Raw genomic sequence first — 18,736 nt, 5'->3', positions numbered from 1 at the left:
CCATTCCATTCCAATAAATCATCAACAAGTTGATTTTCATCATGGTGTACACCACTATCAACACTTATTTTTGGTTCATATTATACTTAAGTTCTCTTTTGTTTAAGTTGAAAGAGGATATCAGCCCATTAAAGGAGAACACCGATGCTATCCGGGATCACAAAAGCAAGTGAAACATTTGTAATGTGGTATAGCCTCAAAAAAAGAAGGTTATGCAAGGGCAAAACTTCAATAAGCAACAAGACTACTCCCTTTTATTTGAAGGGGATAGGAAGTTGCGTACCCTCGTGGAAAACTTACCTGGTATTGTTTTTAAGTGCAAAAATGACCCTAAAAGGACCATGCTCTATATAAGCGAGGAATGCCAATGGGTCACGGGACATAAGCCCGAAGCATTCTGTGCGATCGATGGGGTTTCCTGGACGGATATCATCCATCCACTGGATCTTGGAAATGTTCAGAATACCATCCAAAAAGCCTTGGACAATAAAACGAAATTTCGTCATACCTACAGAGTTTTGGACAAAAACCAGAGGGTACACTGGGTAAACGAAACGGGGGTCGCGATCCAAAATAAAAAAGGAACCATTTTCCTGGAGGGATACATTCAAGATATCACGGAACAGATTACAGGGGGAAAGATCAATATCATAAGGGATAGGGCACTCGACGAAGTCCAAAATGGTGTAATCATATCCAATGCACAGTTGGAAGGGTTTCCCATCATTTATGTAAACAAGGCTTTTGAAAGGATTACCGGATACACTCACGATGAAGTTATTGGAAGAAAATGCAATTTTCTTCAAAATGATGATCGAGACCAAAGGGAAATATTCGACATGCGTGAAGCATTGAAGTCCAAATCACCATGCCGTGTCGAGATACGAAATTACAGGAAGGACGGCAGCATGTTTTGGAATCAACTTTCCATTACCCCCATACGGAACGAAACAGGCGAAGTCACCCATTTTATAGGTGTCCAAAACGATATTACCGAAAAAAAGAACCTGGAATTCATACGAAAAATAAAGAATGAGGTATTGGAAATGATCATAGAGAAAAGGAATTTGACACAGATATTCGACCGTATGAAATCAGTTTTGGAGCAACAACTCAATGTCGGTATCATAACAATTGCAGCCTATGATCAAAGGGAACAAAAACTGCAGCGGATTTCTGGTGTGTCCGCTTCAATGCCTTTCGAGCAAGCATTGGACCAAATTATATCTGAGTCTGCTTCGTGTACCGCTTTAAGGGCGGTACAATCCAAAAAAAAAGAAGTTGTACCCGATATCTTCAAAGAACCTTCATGGTCAAAATACTGGGATGTGCTCAAACAAAGTGGTATCCAATGGACCTGTTCCTATCCCTTGATGGACGCTGAGAACAATGTGCTTGGGATATTGTCCATTTTTCACCCATATCCATTCCGTCCAGACTCGAAAATAGGAAAACTTGTAGAAGAGATGGCCAATTTGGCCAGTTTAGCGATTGCAAAAAAAAGAGTTCAGGAAAATTTGATCCTTAGTCGTAAACAATTGGAGCGGTATTCCAAAGAATTGGAAAAAAAAGTTTCACGGAGAAACAAGGATTTAAAAAAAACCCTTAAGAAATTGACAGAGACCAATTTTGACCTCATCACGCAAATAGCGGAGACCAAAATGGCCGAAGAGCAATTGGAAATCCATGAGACCATTTTACTGAATATTGCACAAAATTTCCCAAAAGGCTCTATCCTTTTGGTCGACCAAAAAATGGAGATCACCTTTTTCAAGGGTACTGCGTTCAAACATTTACAGGACCAACTAGAAACAAATAAAGCACTCAGAATCAATGACCTGAGAGGTATATCCAAAAAAAACAGGTCACTACTCCAACAGCATATCGATCAAACCTTGAAGGGAAAGCACCTCAGTTTTGATTTTGAAGATGCAATGGACAGCTATATGGTCAACACCACTCCCCTATTCAAAGAAAATGGGGAGGCATCCCTCGCTCTTTTGGTCTTGTTCAATATTTCGGAAAGAAAACGAAATGAAGAGACTGTCCAGGATAACCTTAGAAAAGAGATAGAGCTCAGCGAACTTAAGAGCCGCTTTATAAGTACCGCATCCCATGAGTTCAGAACGCCACTAAGCATCATTCTTTCCTCCGCTTCCCTTATCGAGAAGCTTGACACTCCGGAAAAAGTTGAAAGGCGTATGTTCCATTTGGAACGTATAAAATCCAATGTTCAGCATCTGACAGACCTATTGAACGACTTTCTGTCATTGACCAAACTAGAAGAAGGGGCGACCCGGGCCACACCCAAAAACTTTGACCTATTGGAATTGTCCAAAACCCTTTTGGAAGAAGTGGGCATTGATAAAAAGAAGGGACAGACACTGGAATTGGAATGCAATGTTACCAAACTGGAGGTTTATCTGGATCCCAAACTGATTCGCTATATCGTTTTGAACCTATTGAGCAACGCCATCAAGTACTCCAACGAAGGGCAACCAATCCTGTTACAAATCTATGGGAAGGACGAAAAGACAATCATACGTGTAAGGGACCAAGGCATAGGGATACCGGAAGAAGAGAAACAATATATCTTCAAAAGGTTTTACAGGGCACGAAACAGTCTGGAAATTGCTGGAACAGGTCTTGGATTGCATATTATCAAGTCATATACAGAGCTGATGGAGGGTTCCTTACGTTTTGAAAGCGAAGAAAACAGGGGAAGCTCCTTTGAATTGGAACTTCCGAAAAACATGAAAAAAAATGAAAAAGGTACTAATCATCGAAGATAATCCCGAGTTCCGGGAAAACACAGTGGAACTTCTCGAATTGTGCAATTATGAGGTTATTGCCGCAGAAAATGGTAGAGTGGGCATACAAATGGCCATGACAGCACTTCCCGATATCATCATATGTGATATCGTGATGCCCGAAGCAAATGGCTATACGGTTCTGGAAGTATTGGGTCAAAATGAAAGGACAGCGGGCATCCCATTTATTTTTCTCACTGCCAAGGACCAAAAAGAGGATATTAGACGGGGTTTGAGCCTTGGAGCCGATGATTACATTTACAAACCCTTTAAAACGGAAGAACTTTTAAAGGCTTTGGAGATTCGTCTGAAAAAAAACGACTTTTTGCGACAAAGGGTCGATAAAAACTCCAAGGGACTCAATTTATTCTTAAAGGAAGCTTCAGCATATCTGGATGAAGAACTTCTTTCAAGCAGTAGAAAAAACAAGCACTTTAAGGATAGGGATATCATATTTCGGGAAGGCGATGCTGCCCATCATCTTTATTTTGTGGAAAAAGGCAATGTAAAAACCTATAGGGTAGCCGAAAGCGGAAAGGAAATAGTTACCGGTTGGTATGGCCCAGGTGATTTTTTTGGTCAACTTTCCCTACTTGGTAAGGAAGGCATCTATATTGAATCTGCCGTCACCATGGAATATGCCGAAGTGTTGGATATACCCAAGCAAGATTTTGTCAATTTGATCCACCACGACATGGAACTTGCCAATAAGTTCCTTGAAATTATTTCCAGCAATACGGTACACTTACAGGAAAAATTGATTGACATTGCTTACTCATCGGTTAATCGACGTACCGCCAAAGCACTATTGGAACTTCATGAAAAGGGTATATTGAAGGATGAAAACCAAAAAGGAGTGGATATCCTCAGGGAAGACCTGGCCTCAATGATAGGGGTCGCCAAAGAAACCGCAATCAGGACACTTACAAAATTTAAAGAAATTGGGCTGATTGGGACGGACAGCAGAAAAAAGCTCACGCTATTGGATAAAGAGAAGCTCCAGCGCATAGCGGATTTTGAAGACTAAAAGGAGAAAGAGGCCCGAAATATGGAAAGCCATGCTATCTCTTATACCATGCAACATAGCACCCAATCATGAAATGTCTTTTTTGATATGTCGGGGGGTGGGCATAAAAAACTGGGGTACTTGCGTACCCCAGTTCCGTGAAAATAAAAATTTGTCAATTACCACTTACATTAAAATCCGAACAAGTTTGTTGCCAAACAAATTCAAAAATCAAAAGGTTCAATGAACAATTTTTTATCTCCCCTAGTTCCCAAGTCTTTCACAAGATTTAAGAACCTTTACATTCAATATCTTTTGAATATCAAATGTTGCACTAAAGTAATCCATAAAACCATCCTAAGGGATGACCCAGATCAGTTCAACTGCCTTTTTTTGTTAATATTTTCCTAAAAAATGGAAGTGGTCCTTACTTTTCTTTCTATCCGGGCTGGAACACTCTAATGAACTGCTATTTAAAACGCCCAGGGGTAGGTTTCGGGCAATTGTGATTTATCCGAAAACATCTTCATAGGGTGGACGGAAGTGGTGACATCCAAATGTATAAATATATCATACCTTTCCGGCATTATTGATGGTACATAATTTCCAATATGTTCGTACTGTGGATGGTAGACTACTCCGATTGCCCGGTGTGGAATGGGGTCCATAAACATTGTACTTTCCTTAAGATCATCCATAAATACTATTTGATCTCCTTTTCCGGTCGAATGCAATAGATATTCCCAAGAACCCTCCCTTGCTTTTGGCATATGCATGTTTCTCATGGGGGCACCCCATTCCGACCCCGCCACTACAGTTCCAGAAAAAGAACCAAAACCTACAATTTTAGGCTTGAATATTTTCAGTTCTTCCCTTACCAGCTGTCCTAGGTTAATAGATCCTTCGTGAACCATATCAGTTGCTCGTGCATCGCCGACATGGGTATTGTGCTCCCAAACGATGGCTTTGGCATCCGAGCCGTGAAAATCCAATAACCGCCGTAATGTTTCCATCATGTGCCGGTCTCTAAGGTTCCAGGAATTTTGGTTAGTCGAAACCATGGAACGATAATATTTTTCGGCATTTTTGGCTATATGGGCATTTTGTTCCATATTCAGCGAGGCCTCCATATCGGTATTGAAATTGGCCATCCGCTGCCTGATACTTCTCAACAGGGATACTACCTCATTTTCACAGGTTTTTGGTATTAACCTATGCAGTGATCTTGCATAGGCCATGCCCATCTCGTCCCCAAAGGGCTCAAAGCACCCCAACGCCCTTTTGGCTTCGGGCAATAACGTGGGGTCATGGTCCTTTAGATAGTTGATCATGGCTTCCATAGATTCCCAAAGACTGTATACATCCAGACCATAGATACCGACTTTTTCAAGATTTGAAAGTTTTCCATTGTATCCATGAAGCCAATTTACCAAGGTTTCAATTTCCCAATTGGCCCACATCCATGTAGGCCATCGATTAAACTTTTTTAACACTTGAACCGCATCGGTCCCAGCTTCTGCATGATGCTTGACAAAGCGATTAACAGTGTAGAAGTCAGGCCAGTCCCCTTCCACGGCAATAAAATTGAAGCCATGTTCGGCAATGAGGCGCTTGCTGATGGCAGTTCTCCATGTATAGTACTCATGGGTTCCGTGGGAGGCCTCTCCCAGCAATACAAGTCTGGACTTTGATAGGTTTTCGATCAGTGCATCCAGGTCGTATATTCCCTCCAACGACTTGCTCACACTTGCCAATGATTTTATTCTATTATCCATTTCTGAAATTTTTGAAGTCATAGTTCCATTTTTTCATTTACTTAACAACTACCGAAAATTGCCAATGGTGCAACGAACATTACCACTTGGGTACATTATCCATTGGCAACTTTAATAGCCCATAAATGGTCTCACCCGTTTACTCTACCTCATTCCACCTCAACTCCTCTCATAATTGCGGAATGACCATAAAGGGGATATGGAGATGCAGCCCTATATTCCGTATTACAGGTTTGATGAACAGGCTTTCCAAAAAAGTGTGCTTGTTCATAATCATCACCAATAAGTTGACTTTATTTTTCAGTTGATATTCATTGATTCCTTCAACAACTTCATTTTTAGGAGCTTCATGAAATAGATGTGCAACAGGTTTTAACCGTTGATCAAGGAGTTCCTTGTTTTTATTTTGAAAATCCTTCATTTTAGTGCCTCTTCCCACATGCAGAACATTGATAAACCCTATGTGTGCCTTGGCCAAATACAGTAACTCTTCAATTCCCTTGCCTTTGTAGTCCACTTCAAAATCCGTAGGGAATAAAATTTGCTTGGGATTTTCATAAGCAAAGTCCTCAGGTACAGCAATGACCGGACAATTGGCCTTTTTTATGGTGTGTACCGTATTGCTTCCCAACAAAACTTCTTCGGCACTCGTTGCTCCTTGGGTCCCCATGACAACCAGATCAATTCCTTCTTTTTCCACTAGCCGCCATATTTCATCTGTTAAGATGCCAAAAGCACTATGGACCTCCCATCGATGTTTTGGATTGTTATGGTGAATCAATAGTTCTTCCTTCAATGCGATTAACCGGTCCATGGACTGCTTTTCATAGACCTCGAGCAAATCCATACCCAAGGGATTTGCCATATTGTACTCCGAGGTATAAACAGGTACCATATAGGTATGTACCAGATAAAAAACGCATGAAGTGTCTCCATAGAGCTTCAAAGCATATACAATGGCATTGTAAGCATTGCTGGAAAAATCGGTGGGAAGCAGTACTTTTTTCATAATTCATAGATTTATCAGTTATTTAAGGTAAAGTGTCCTTGGTATCTTCAAACAAAAGGGAATTCAATTTCATGATGGCCCAATCGGAATATTCGTGTGCAAATTTCACCTCCGATTCCCCGGAAATCCCGTCCACTCCCTCTATAAACCTATGACCCTCACCGGAAGTGGTGATTGCAATAACCTTTTGAATCTTGACCTTGCTATCCCCAATAAACTCCTCCACCACTTGCGGTGGCTTATTGTACTCCCATGTATGTACCAGTAGTATCCCATCAAAATCTTGGTGATTCACCTGTGGTAGCCCCGAAACATCGATAACCTTTATAAATACCGAGTCGTTTTTATAATGGGTTATGACATCCTGTACCAGGGCATCCTTGAAATCACTGCCCTGTGTAGCGATGAGCAGTTTTCTCCCAAAATTTTCGGAATTGACCGTGTAGGGTTCCACAAGGTCCATGGCATGGCTTTGCTTATACCAAAGGGCCAGAAGGAGGAAAAGGGCAATAATCCCCATCAATATCCAGATAACTACTTTATATCTTCTAGCTTTCATTTGATCACTATTTATTTTCCTTACTAGATAAGTGGACAAATAGACATGAAACCATTACACCTTTAGACCAAACTGACCATCTGCACACCCTTTTTATGTGTCTCCTGATGATGCTCCAACAATTGTTGTAAACTCTCCAAATAGCCTTCCAAAGCTTTTTTGTCCACTTGGGGATGAGGGCTCAAAGGCAGGGTCATTGGATTTTCATCCAAGAATCTGTAGAGTTCAGGGTACTGGGATTCTATGGTATTTGTCAATGCTGTAATTCGGTTCAATATGGAATTCAAGTTCTTCATAGCTATTAAAGACTATGATCAATACAATAAAAGTAGAAAAAGCAGCAAGTGCCGGAAATGATCGGGATCACTTGAAAAGTCATATCCTGAATGATGTATATCATTGATGGTAAAGGCCGTATGCCCTAGCTTCATGGTATAAAAACTGAAAAACCAAGGAATAAAATGGATACGGGCCACTTTTATAAAATGAGCCGAAAAAATGAAGGGAAAAATGTTCAAGGACAGAATTGACGCCGCTCTACAGCTGGCAGAAAAGCTAAAAACATTTAAGGGCAAGGACGTTGTGGTACTAGCCATACCGAAAGGTGGGCTTCCTTTGGGGGCTATCATCGCAAAGACACTGAACGCACCTTTGGATGTTGTACTATCAAAAAAGATAGGGCACCCGTTCAACAAAGAATATGCTATAGGCGCGGTAAGTTTGGAAAATATGGTTCTCAACGAGTATCTTGATATCCCCAAAAAGTATATCGCGGAAGAAACGGAGAACATTCGGAAGAAGCTACAAAAAAGATATGACCTATATCACAAGGGCCATCCTCCCATAGCATTGCAAGGCAAGACCATTATCATAGTGGATGATGGGGTGGCCACAGGGAATACTTTAAAGGTTACGGCCGAATTGGTCCATGGTCAACATCCCAAAAAAACAATCGTAGCCATTCCCGTTGCTCCTCTTGGAGCAGTTCAGAATCTTGAAGGTTCCAACTTTATAGATAAGGTCATCTGTTTGGAAACACCTCATAATTTCAGGGCCGTGGGACAATTCTATTCGAATTTCGAACAAGTTTCCGAAGAGGAAGCGATTCAATTGTTGGAAGAATTGAATGGTGTGCCCGATTATTGACCCCACGATTCGAAGTCATACGGGAAACAAGGATCGTTTGTTTTCAGGGTAAGCGTATGATGTTGGAAATCCACTATACCGTTTTTTGCCAACTAAACTAAGTATCGAAAAGGATATGGCTTTCCCAGATGTCGTCCCCATTTTTCCTTACATAGGCATTATCACAGCTTATTTTGATGTTCTCATTTAAAGGACCCGTCCATATTCCAAATAATCGTACATCCACTTTTTTTTCCGTCAATTCGGGAAAATAGGCATTACAGAAAAGAGCCTTTTGTTGATAGCCCAAAGAAAGTACCTCCGAAAGAAATTGAAGCAAAAGGTCAGTCGTATCTGTTGCGGCAAGCTCGAATCGCATCAAGCAATCAAAATGGGTTACTTTATCACAGGCCCTTTCCTTCAAAATATCGTTCATAACTCCAAGATTGTCCCTAAAAAGTTTACCCAGTGTCGGGGCCAGAACCTTTATTTCATTGCCTACCTTATGTTGCATCAATCCAGTCATGTCCTCACAGCTTTTACGGTTATAAAAGACCCCTCGCCATGTCCGTCCTTTGGTGTCTGTACTTCTTTGATTTCCTCAAGTTCCCCAAAAAGGGTTTGGTTGTATGTCAAATTTTTAAATCCTGACTTTTTGAGCAACTCCTCCACTCTTTCCACCGAATAAAAGGTCGCTTGTTTATAGAAGTTGCTTCTATTGCGCTTGTCCATGTAAGATTGCGCAATGTCCTTTTCCTTATCCAAGAAACCTATAATAATGGCCCCACCAGGTTTTAATACCCTATATGCCTCGGATATGGCCCTCTTTAGGTTCCTAAAGTAGCATATCGTGACAAACAGCACAAAATCAAACTGCATTGAGGCATAGGGAAGGTGCTCAGCTTTTCCTTTCATTACCTCTACTCCACGTTGAAGGGCTTTCTTCGCCATCTCAATAGAAGGTTCTATACCTTCTTTGATTCCCAAGGGCTCTGAAAACCTTCCAGTACCCAGACCAACCTCAATACCTCTTAGGTTTTGTGGAAGTTCCTGAAAATGCTGTTGCAGTGCCAACAGTTCTGATCGATAGACTTCGGGATGATCTTCATACCACTGTTCATACTGTGCCACGTATTCATCGAATGTTTCTATAATATCTGCCATGACTAATTGAATTTCATATTAATTTAATGGTAACATCACTTGTTTACAATGACGCCGATCACCCATTTGTTTTTTTAACTGGAGTTTTTCAAGTGATAAAAACATATGGCCCGAAAAGGCAATGAACCTATCCGGACCATAGCGACTAACCAAAACAGATAGATCATTATTCCTCCACGACTCCGAAAGTCACTTTGGCATTTACCCGGTATTCCGATATCCTATTATTCTTGACACATACTTGCATATCCTTTACATATACAGATTTGATATTCCGGATTGTTTTTGATGCCTCTGTAACAATGTTTGTTATGGCGTCCTCAAAACTTACTGTGGAGTTTCCTAAAATCTCAACTACTTTTAATACTGACATGATATTGGTGTTTTAGCATTATTTATTGTTTGCTTAAAGGAGAAGTTTATAGGAACTCTCCCATTTCATCTACTTTAACCCGAAGTACCTGATCTCCATTTTCCAACTTCAACTTGTACCTCTTTTTAACATCTTTGCCCTCATGGTATCTAACGAGATAAACATCTTTGGTGATGGTCCATCCTGGGAACCTGTCCAATATGGCTTCTTTTACTGCTAATGGCAGATTAATGTTCTTAAACTTTTCCACAGTGCGTATAATTTTGCCATCCTTATCATAGGCCGCCAAAATTTTACCTTCTGGGATAAAGAAGTCGACGTTGTACACCTCATAATCATCTTGATAAAAGTCCGATCCCTTCACATCGAAAGCAGCTACTTTTTGTCGCAATAATTCAACAGAGATGGAAGCTTCCTCTTCAGTATCGAGGCTATTCAAGTACTTGTAATTGGTTGCATGGACAACCACTTCGGATAATTCCTCTGTTTTAATGATTTGGGACTGCAACGGAATTACAAGCCCAATGGTCAAAAGACCAAATAGAATTTTTCTCATGATTTTAGTGTTTTCGTTAATACTGTTTTTTTTGGGGAAAAATCAATAATTCCCCTTTTGATATTATATGAATTTATGCCACTGCAACCCATTTGACAATGATTCCAATCACCCGTAAAAAAACAATACAAATGCCTGATAAACATATTTTTATAAAATTCCATGGATATCATTGGACCTAAAAGACTTGACGTAGATCATTGTATAAAGCTTCGCTGATTGTGAAATTGGTATACTAAAACAATACCCGATCATGTATATCAAGTTTTTCAACGACATAGCTATTGATGATGTACCGATAGTAGGCGGAAAAAATGCCTCTTTAGGTGAAATGTACAATCAATTGTCAGGGGAAGGTGTTCGTGTTCCAAATGGTTTTGCCACAACATCCAATGCTTTTTGGGATTTTCTGGATGACAATGGCCTAAAGATTTCTCTTAAGGAAACCCTTAGCCGTTTGGATACGAATACATATATCAACTTAAAAGAAATAGGGAGAAAAGCCCGGGAGCTTATCCTATCGGGTCACATATCCAAACCCATATCCGATGAAATCATAAGAGCCTATGACAAGCTTTGTGAAAATGCCCCTCTCCCAGTAGCCGTAAGGAGCAGTGCAACGGCAGAAGATCTTCCCCATGCCAGTTTTGCCGGACAACACGATACCTTTTTGAACGTAAAGGGCAAAAAAGATGTTTTGGAGGCCGTAAAAAAATGTTTTGCATCCCTTTATACGGATAGGGCCATTAAATACCGGAATGACAAAGGCTTTGCACATAGTAATGTGGCCCTATCGGTCGGTATCCAAAAAATGGTTCGTGCCGACCAAGGATGTTCCGGTGTAGGATTCACCATTGAACCAGAATCCGGGTTTGGGAATATAATTTTGCTTTCAGGTGTTTGGGGTTTGGGCGAGAACATTGTACAGGGTAATGTAACTCCCGATGAATTCTACATTTTTAAGCCCACACTGGGAACTAAACATTTTCCAATTCTACAAAAAAAACGGGGTGATAAGCAATTGACCATGGTCTACAATACAGGAAAAAGGGGTAGTCCTACCATAAATATCAAAACTCCAAAATCAAAACAGCAACAATTTGTACTCTCGGACAATGAAATCATACAATTGGCACGATGGGCGTTGACCATAGAAAAACATTATAAAAAACCCATGGACATTGAGTGGGCGAAAGATGGGGCAACCCATGAACTGTACATTATACAGGCAAGACCCGAAACCGTTCATAGGGGAAGGGAAAAGAAGGTCTACATCGAGTACAAACTTCTTGAGAAAAGTACTGCCCTAGTTTCAGGAAATGCTGTAGGCTCAAAAATAAAAATTGGTAAGGCCCTTCGGTTACAATCGCCCAAGGAGAGTAAAAACTTGACAACCGAACATTTTATCGTTACCGATAATATTACCCCTGATTGGGACCCATTATTAAAGCAGGTTGGCGGTATCATCACCAACAAGGGAGGCAGAACCAGTCATGCCGCTATTGTGGCCCGGGAACTGGGAGTGCCTGCCATTGTTGGCTGTGGCAATGCCACCACGACTTTACGGGATGGCCAAAACATTACCTTGTCCTGTGCGGAAGGAAAAACTGGATATGTATATAGTGGGACATTGAAATTTGAAGAAACCAAAGTTGATCTTTCAAATATTCACATGCCCAAAACTGAGGTGAAGATGATTTTGGCCGACCCCGAAAATGCATTCCAACTCTCGTTCTATCCCAATAATGGCGTAGGACTTCTTCGCATGGAATTTATTGTGACCCATTTTGTGAAAATCCACCCAATGGCTTTGGTAAGGTTTAATGACATCAAGAATCAGCGAACCTCGAACAAGATTGAAAAACTGACCAAAGGTTATGAAAAAAAGACGGCATATTTTATCCATCAACTCTCCCAGGGCATTGCCACAATTGCAGCTGCATTTTATCCAAAGGAAGTTATTGTTAGGTTAAGCGATTTTAAGACCAATGAATATGCCAATCTCATCGGCGGAAAGGATTTTGAGCCCGAGGAAGAAAATCCCATGCTGGGTTTCAGGGGAGCTTCCCGCTATTACAGCACATGGTATAAAGAAGGGTTTGCCTTGGAATGTGCAGCCATAAAAAGAGTAAGGGATGTTATGGGTCTCACCAATTTAAAGGTTATGGTTCCCTTCTGCCGCACGGTATCCGAAGGTGAAAAAGTGCTTCAGATCATGGAGGAATATGGATTAAAAAAAGGTAAGAATGGACTGGAGGTCTACACCATGGTAGAAATACCCAGCAATGTTATCTTGGCAGATGAATTTGCAAAAATCTTTGACGGATTCTCCATCGGTTCCAACGACCTTACCCAACTGACCTTGGGCATTGACCGTGACTCGGAAATCATGGGACACCTCTTTGATGAAAACGATCCTGCGGCCAAAAAGATGGTTTCCATGGCCATTGCCTCCGCAAAACGGACCAAGACCAAAATAGGTCTTTGCGGACAGGCACCCAGCGATTTCCCTGAATTTGCAGAATTCTTGGTAAAAGAGGGCATAGACAGCATTTCCTTTAACCCAGATGCCCTGCTACAGGGCATCGACAATATTTACAAGGCTGAAACTGCACTAAACGAACACAAAAAGACAGAAGGAGCAATCCACTGATTTTACCTTAGGATATGTTCAGTAAATGTTAAAACTTTAAAATAATGACTTGAACTGATCTGGGTCATTTCAAAGCCTGTCCCCATATTGTAATTTAGAACCATCATTGTTAAGCACATTAAACTTTAATGGGTAGGACAATTGCATAAAGAAATTAAGATAAAAGGAGAAGCTACAGATATCCTTTATACTTTTTGAGTTGTGAAAAGGTTTAGCGATAAATCTGAGTAGTTTCCAGTGTAAGCGGTCATTGGATAGCGTAATTTCTTCTTTGGAACCGGAACATTTAGGTGTTCCGGTTTCTTTTTTTTGGTCAAGACATTTTCCCGAACTTATTTCAAGAGATGGCTTTTCACCTCATCGGCATCCATCAAGAACTCCGTTATCTCAAATACACTTTTTCGATGGACCCTAAAATCCTTGACAAAACTTGAAAGATCATTTTCCAATTGTTGGTGTTCCTGTCTAAATGTATGTGAATCATACTTAAAGGGGTCATCGATCAATCCTGACAGGTGATCCAGGTGCTTTTTTACTTGTTGGATCAGTCCAACCCCTTGTTTATCCAAAACAAGCAAGCTTGTTTCCAAGGCCACAACTTTATTGATGTTTTCAGCTTTGGTGAGCCATTTGAAGTAATTATCGATCAAATGATGTAAAAACCTGAGGTCGTCCCTATAAAAATATAAATCTGAGAGCCAATGTTCGGTCAGTGTGTACAGTTGCTGCCAATCGGCCTCGAAAATATAGTTGTCAAGGGGTCTGATTCCATAGTTGTCCATAATACCGTTTTTTAGGGTTTACGCTCCATATGGCTTCCATACTGTAATCCCTATCTCCAAAAACATCCATTTACCATACCAACCCAATTTGATTTACGCCTAAAACATCAAGTTGGAATAGATCATGTTTTTAAGGTCTTTGGGAAGCCCATCACGGATATCCTCCATTTCTCCCAGCGATACATATTTTCGTAGATAGATAAATGTGGTATCGATATAGGTCTCTGCAAGATCATTTTCCTCACCATAATCAATGATTGCCGTCTTACCATCCATTTCTTTTACCAATTCAACGAACTCGTCCATATGTTTGATTTCGGGTCTCGTTTTTTTGGGATTCCATTGATTGACATAGGCGGCCTTCAAGAACATGGGCAATTGGGCCAAAAGGTCCAAAGATTCTTCCATGGAAATAATCTCGCGCAAGGCATGCATAATCGAAACAAAAATCCTGCCTGCCTTATCAGTATCATCTCCAAGGCCCAGGTTTCTGGCATATTCTTTCAGAAAAGCATTGCCAGCAGCTGCATAATTGTTAAAGTCCAGTGCCATAATTCCAGTTTTTTTAATACACTCTTCAAGTTGATACTTTTAAGGGAATTTCAAAATGACCTCGGTCAACTGGAGCATATTTTAACACTGACCCAGATATTCCAAGAGGTTTTCTGATAGCTTTTTAATAGAGAGCCATACTACAAGTCCTATGGTCAAGATTGTTATGATTCCTTGATTTTAAAGCATGAATTTCTATGGTCCCGGCCCGTTTCCAATGATGCACATCATTTCCTCTGTTTGGACCGTCAACTAACTTGTTCGGTACTTACAATGGAATCTCCTGACTCCACCAAATTGTATGCGACCACGATGACGATGTACCATGAAAAATAATTCCAACATAAGAAGAAGGCGAATTAAGGGGAGCATCATTGCTTTTTTAGGATATCTATTATCCCCGTTGGCATGGTGGAATGATTTAATTTTGAACATCCCCATAGCTTATGTAATTGCCCTACCCTTTAAACTTCTTTCCGAAAAGCTCTTTCTACCTGCAATGATTTTGGGCTATTGGATAACCAATATTGTTGGCTTCATCATGATTCATTATGGGGTTGGACACGCTGTTTCCAAAAAACAAAGAAAGTACTCCAAAAAGGAATTGATAAAAGATCTTACCATTTCAATTCTTTATACAGGAATTATTGTGGTCATGGTCTTAATGGGATGGCTGAAACCTCCAACCGAATACTTTAATTGACTTGTAAACTGTGGCGATCTGATTCTCCTTTTAAAACCTTTAGGTAAGCTGCTATCTGTCCCCGGTGATAAATTTCATGCTCAAGCACTTTTCGAAGTAAGAACCAGTAAAGGGTCATATCTTCCCCACTCTCGTTTGTCAATTGCCTATTGAGTCGGTTTTTATTCAGTTTCTCAATGATTTGGCAACTTTTATTTTGAAGTTTCTGCAACTTTTCAAGCATTAATACATAGATACCAATACCTACCTCGATGTGTGGTTCTTCTGACCCAAACTTCCAATGAAACTTTTTATGACTGCTACTTACAAGCTCGATAAACAACTTATCCACCTGTAATATCGGCAAAACTCATGGCCGTGTTGTTCAAGCGCCAATTGAAGAATCCTTTAGGCACTTCATCCAGTCTTTTAAGGGTCAGGCTTCGTATCGTGGAAGAAAACTCTGCCAGCACCAAGTTGAGTTGTACGGTATCCATGACATGGCAAATTTATATGCCCAAAGTAAAACCGTAACTATCAAATTCCCATTGAGCTAGGTCATGCGATGAGCATACCACCGTCCACCACATAGGTACCACCGGTAATGTATTTGCTTTGATCCGAAGCTAAAAATAAGATAAGGTCGGCAACTTCGCCAACGTTGGCATACCGGCCAAAGGGAATAGCAGCTTCGAACCCCTTCTTGACGCTACTGCTATCCTCTGGGGAGATCTCGGTCTCTATCCTACGCATCATCTGGGTTTCCACAGGGCCAGGGTGAATGGAATTGACACGAATATTTCTATCTGAAAACTCCAAGGCCGCTGTTCGCATGATTCCCACGATTCCATGTTTGCTGGCTACGTAGGCCCCTAATCCTTCAAAACCTTTGAGGCCTGCCACAGAAGAGGTAATGATGACGCTTCCGCCATTATTCATATGCGGCACCACATATTTACAACCGTACCAGACCCCTTTTAAATTGACATCAATAACTTGGTCGAACAGTTCATCGGGATATTCAACAATAGGTCTTGAAACGCCCTCAATACCTGCATTATTTAAAAAAATATCTATTCTACCAAAACCGTCCAATGCTTGCTTTGCATATTTTTTGACATCTTCGGGCTTCGATACATCGGCCTTGCAATGCATCAAACGCGGATTGTTGAATTCCTTTTCGGCCATTTTCAAGGCCTTTTGATCAATATCCACTAAAAGGACCTTGGCCCCTTCCTTCAAGAGTGTTCGGGCCACTTCTTTTCCTATTCCCGAAGCTCCTCCTGTCACTATGGCCACTTTATCTCTCAAGCTTTTCATGATTTTTATCCAGGGTTTTTATAAGGCTGATTTCAAAATCATTGTCCTTAGTTTTAATAGCGATAAGATCTGATGAAATCAAAGAGGCCGTCAATTCGGGCATCTCATACCTTTTCTTTATCATTGAAATGCCATCCCTCGTTTTTATCGGCCACACAATTTCCCCTTCGGCATTCAAAATTGCCTCCGTAAAGGTGTACTCATAAATATTCAGTTGAAAACTGTTTTTGCCCCTGAAGGTTTTGCGACAATAGATTCCCACGGCCTTGTTATCATTGAACTCGGTAACATTCAAGTATTCTGGTTCTATCACGACCTGCCCTTGATAATCCATAAAACCATAATATATGATACCTTCATCTTTGGTTTGCTGGATGGGACATAACCCATCCTTGAACCGTGGATATCGTATTCCTTTGATATCGGTTCGGTCGGGATCCGGGTTTTTGTTCCACACCACATCGTCCCTAAAATCTATGACCAATTCACCGGTTTTGTCAATAAAGCCCCATAGTTCTCCTTGCCGCACAGCCGCCAAACCTTCGCTGAACGGGGCCACTTCGTCCAATCCTTTAATGATGGGGGTATTGATGGTTTCAATGGTTTGTGATGTTCCCATAAAAGAAAACAAAATCCCACACAGCAGTAGTAGATATATTCGCTTCATAGCTCATGTCTTTTAGATGATATCAAGCAAGTTAGGTCACCATCGAGCCCTATCCAATGACCCAGGTCAGTATGGACTTTGGTCCAAATAAATCATGTAAAGAAAAATGGTAGCACCCCCAAAAACAACATGAACCCTGTACGCCTTCATCCAGTTTTTTGGAGAAAGAAAGGTAGGTATCTATTTATACCGGACAGTTATTCATACGACGGCGTAAAATAAAGTATTTGATGATTCTGCTCTCGAAATACCAATAAGGGTATCTTCCCATAGGATTCCATTTTGTTGACCATATCGGTTCGCAACCATTTTTTCAGAAAACTTTTATCCTCACGTTCCAGCATGACCAAAAGGTCTACATCCTCCTCTTTGAGGTAGCTCACCAGACGATTTTGAATATGGTTGGAAAGAAGTAGTTCAAATCGAATATGCTTGTAGGATAGCTCTTTTACTAAAAACTCCCTAAACCAGTCCATTTGGGCAGCCCCGGTAAATTCTTGTTCCGTAGCAATATGTACTATCCGTATCTCGGCCCTAAAAGGGCTGACCATTTCTGCCAAGCTACGGATGGCATAAATATCCTCTTCCTCAAAATCGGAAGCGTAAACAATGGTGTCCAATGGCGCATATACCGTATCGCTCGGAATGGCCCATACAGGACAGGGCGACGTTCCAAAAAGAGATCTAATCGTGCTCCCCACAATGACTTCCCGTAGTTTATTTTCCATTTTCATTCCCATAAAAATGGCAAAAGCTTGCCAATCCATTGCCTTGGAAACAATTCCTTTGATGACCGATGTATGCTCAACGGGCTCAAACCGAACCATTGAATCATCCTCGACCTTGCCCACATATTTTTCATAGAAGTTTTTCAACTTTTTACGTTCTTGGCTTTTGGATGCCGTTGAAAGTTCTGGAAAAGCCTTTTCCGCAGTAGACCCCAAAATAGCGGATAACTGGTACACATGGGTCAAAACCATACGAACTCCCAATGCTTTTGTAATTCCTGAAGCATACAAAAGAGCTGCAATGGATGCAGAGGAATAGTCTGTGGCATACACTATGGTTTTCACGAGGTCATTGTTTTTTATACGTTTTCAACACTGCCATATCTCAATTCTTAAGCCCATGATTCATGGCCATCGAAACTTTGGAAATGCAAAGTCTGGTTTATTTTTTACATCCAATGGTACGTGTTTGATCATCCCTGCACTTGATACTGACTTTCACAAAGTCGTAAATCCACTTGAAATCGGCTTTTGATTTTTCTTGGAATCAAATAGTTCTTTGCAACAGCATCCTTGTTACAATGCTTTTACATAACCGAACACCATCCTTTTGAAGGCCCTGAAATCCCGTTCGAAAACATCCATCCTTGATTTCAGTTTTTGATGTTTCTCACGATATTCGGCATCCGCAATGCCCTTTTCCGTTTTCAACACCTTACCCAAAAATATTTCATGTTCTGAAATATCATCGACCAAGTAATCATATAAACCTTCGTGGAGCTGATTTAAATCCTCAAGGATTTTTCCATACTCGGACAAGTTCCCAAAGCTTTTCTTTTTATTTTCCAACAAATCCCTGAAAAAACGGGTCTCGTCCTTCCAAAAGGCAACGGTCTCGAGCCATTCCCTACTCTCCCGGTGTAGGCTGTCCAAACTGGCTTCCAGCAATAGTTCCGTATTGGGGTTTCGTTCCAT

Annotated in this window: 21 protein-coding genes; 5 read left to right on the top strand and 16 right to left on the bottom strand. The window is 40.9% G+C overall.

Going from position 1 to position 18,736, the window contains the following annotated elements:
* The first annotated feature begins 212 nt into the window (after positions 1-212).
* On the top strand, positions 213-2,792 hold the full coding sequence (locus J0654_RS01605) for a PAS domain S-box protein (RefSeq protein WP_207026027.1): 2,580 nt from the start codon (positions 213-215) through the stop codon (positions 2,790-2,792).
* Positions 2,764-3,837: a response regulator gene (locus J0654_RS01600; RefSeq protein ID WP_207026026.1), complete on the top strand. Its 1,074-nt coding sequence runs from the start codon at positions 2,764-2,766 to the stop codon at positions 3,835-3,837. Before J0654_RS01605 ends, J0654_RS01600 begins: the two co-directional genes overlap by 29 nt.
* Positions 3,838-4,289: 452 nt before the next feature.
* Here J0654_RS01600 and J0654_RS01595 read toward each other — a convergent pair whose 3' ends face one another.
* The 4 genes from J0654_RS01595 to J0654_RS01580 form a co-directional block, all read right to left on the bottom strand.
* Complete coding sequence (locus tag J0654_RS01595) at positions 4,290-5,591, bottom strand: erythromycin esterase family protein (protein ID WP_237685854.1); 1,302 nt, start codon at positions 5,589-5,591, stop codon at positions 4,290-4,292.
* 169 nt (positions 5,592-5,760) lie between these two features.
* Positions 5,761-6,600 carry a universal stress protein gene (locus tag J0654_RS01590; protein WP_207026023.1) on the bottom strand — a complete coding sequence of 280 codons (840 nt, stop codon included), beginning with the start codon at positions 6,598-6,600 and terminating at the stop codon, positions 5,761-5,763.
* Positions 6,601-6,622: 22 nt separating this feature from the next.
* The gene (locus J0654_RS01585; RefSeq protein ID WP_207026012.1) at positions 6,623-7,159 is read right to left on the bottom strand and encodes a hypothetical protein; all 537 of its coding nucleotides are present in this window, start codon (positions 7,157-7,159) and stop codon (positions 6,623-6,625) included.
* Between the two features lie 62 nt (positions 7,160-7,221).
* Positions 7,222-7,455 carry a hypothetical protein gene (locus tag J0654_RS01580; RefSeq protein ID WP_207026010.1) on the bottom strand — a complete coding sequence of 78 codons (234 nt, stop codon included), beginning with the start codon at positions 7,453-7,455 and terminating at the stop codon, positions 7,222-7,224.
* A 202-nt stretch (positions 7,456-7,657) separates the two neighbouring features.
* Here J0654_RS01580 and J0654_RS01575 point away from each other — a divergent pair, with 202 nt between their 5' ends.
* The gene (locus tag J0654_RS01575) at positions 7,658-8,305 is read left to right on the top strand and encodes a phosphoribosyltransferase (RefSeq protein ID WP_237685853.1); all 648 of its coding nucleotides are present in this window, start codon (positions 7,658-7,660) and stop codon (positions 8,303-8,305) included.
* Positions 8,306-8,402: 97 nt separating this feature from the next.
* Here J0654_RS01575 and J0654_RS01570 read toward each other — a convergent pair whose 3' ends face one another.
* From J0654_RS01570 to J0654_RS01555, 4 genes are all read right to left on the bottom strand, one after another.
* Positions 8,403-8,798, bottom strand: coding sequence for a hypothetical protein (locus tag J0654_RS01570; protein ID WP_207026008.1), 396 nt, complete (start codon positions 8,796-8,798; stop codon positions 8,403-8,405).
* Positions 8,799-8,806: 8 nt separating this feature from the next.
* Entirely contained in the window at positions 8,807-9,448 is a 642-nt protein-coding gene (locus J0654_RS01565; protein WP_207026006.1) for a class I SAM-dependent methyltransferase, read from the bottom strand.
* 166 nt (positions 9,449-9,614) lie between these two features.
* Positions 9,615-9,821: a dodecin family protein gene (locus J0654_RS01560; protein WP_207026004.1), complete on the bottom strand. Its 207-nt coding sequence runs from the start codon at positions 9,819-9,821 to the stop codon at positions 9,615-9,617.
* 46 nt (positions 9,822-9,867) lie between these two features.
* Positions 9,868-10,377, bottom strand: coding sequence for a nicotinate-nucleotide adenylyltransferase (locus J0654_RS01555; protein WP_207026002.1), 510 nt, complete (start codon positions 10,375-10,377; stop codon positions 9,868-9,870).
* Between the two features lie 253 nt (positions 10,378-10,630).
* On the opposite strand from J0654_RS01555, the gene ppsA reads away from it, so the two are divergent.
* Positions 10,631-13,030: a phosphoenolpyruvate synthase gene (ppsA, locus tag J0654_RS01550; protein WP_207026001.1), complete on the top strand. Its 2,400-nt coding sequence runs from the start codon at positions 10,631-10,633 to the stop codon at positions 13,028-13,030.
* Between the two features lie 332 nt (positions 13,031-13,362).
* Here the strand turns inward: ppsA and J0654_RS01545 are convergent, their stop codons facing one another.
* Both J0654_RS01545 and J0654_RS01540 read right to left on the bottom strand, forming a co-directional pair.
* Positions 13,363-13,812: a hypothetical protein gene (locus tag J0654_RS01545; RefSeq protein WP_207025999.1), complete on the bottom strand. Its 450-nt coding sequence runs from the start codon at positions 13,810-13,812 to the stop codon at positions 13,363-13,365.
* A gap of 99 nt (positions 13,813-13,911) precedes the next feature.
* Positions 13,912-14,364 (bottom strand): DUF2267 domain-containing protein, encoded by a 453-nt coding sequence (locus J0654_RS01540; protein WP_207025997.1) that lies wholly within the window; start codon positions 14,362-14,364, stop codon positions 13,912-13,914.
* Positions 14,365-14,689: 325 nt separating this feature from the next.
* Between J0654_RS01540 and J0654_RS01535 the strand changes: the two genes are divergently transcribed.
* Positions 14,690-15,067 (top strand): DUF7980 family protein, encoded by a 378-nt coding sequence (locus J0654_RS01535; RefSeq protein ID WP_207025995.1) that lies wholly within the window; start codon positions 14,690-14,692, stop codon positions 15,065-15,067.
* Here J0654_RS01535 and J0654_RS18415 read toward each other — a convergent pair.
* From J0654_RS18415 to J0654_RS01505, 6 genes are all read right to left on the bottom strand, one after another.
* Positions 15,060-15,398 (bottom strand): DinB family protein, encoded by a 339-nt coding sequence (locus J0654_RS18415; protein WP_417948822.1) that lies wholly within the window; start codon positions 15,396-15,398, stop codon positions 15,060-15,062. The genes J0654_RS01535 and J0654_RS18415 overlap by 8 nt on opposite strands.
* The gene (locus J0654_RS01525; protein ID WP_207025992.1) at positions 15,391-15,543 is read right to left on the bottom strand and encodes a hypothetical protein; all 153 of its coding nucleotides are present in this window, start codon (positions 15,541-15,543) and stop codon (positions 15,391-15,393) included. The genes J0654_RS18415 and J0654_RS01525 overlap by 8 nt, the downstream gene beginning before the upstream one ends.
* A 61-nt stretch (positions 15,544-15,604) precedes the next feature.
* Complete coding sequence (locus J0654_RS01520; RefSeq protein ID WP_207025990.1) at positions 15,605-16,366, bottom strand: SDR family NAD(P)-dependent oxidoreductase; 762 nt, start codon at positions 16,364-16,366, stop codon at positions 15,605-15,607.
* Positions 16,347-17,033, bottom strand: coding sequence for a WG repeat-containing protein (locus J0654_RS01515; RefSeq protein ID WP_207025988.1), 687 nt, complete (start codon positions 17,031-17,033; stop codon positions 16,347-16,349). Before J0654_RS01515 ends, J0654_RS01520 begins: the two co-directional genes overlap by 20 nt.
* 197 nt (positions 17,034-17,230) lie before the next feature.
* The gene (locus tag J0654_RS01510; RefSeq protein ID WP_207025986.1) at positions 17,231-18,106 is read right to left on the bottom strand and encodes a universal stress protein; all 876 of its coding nucleotides are present in this window, start codon (positions 18,104-18,106) and stop codon (positions 17,231-17,233) included.
* A gap of 231 nt (positions 18,107-18,337) precedes the next feature.
* A complete protein-coding gene (locus J0654_RS01505) occupies positions 18,338-18,736 on the bottom strand; it encodes a hypothetical protein (protein WP_207025984.1) in 399 nt (132 codons plus the stop codon).

It is taken from the genome of Flagellimonas profundi (genome assembly GCF_017313275.1).
Classification (GTDB): Bacteria; Bacteroidota; Bacteroidia; order Flavobacteriales; family Flavobacteriaceae; genus Flagellimonas; species Flagellimonas profundi.
This window is presented reverse-complemented; position numbering and strand designations above follow the sequence as displayed.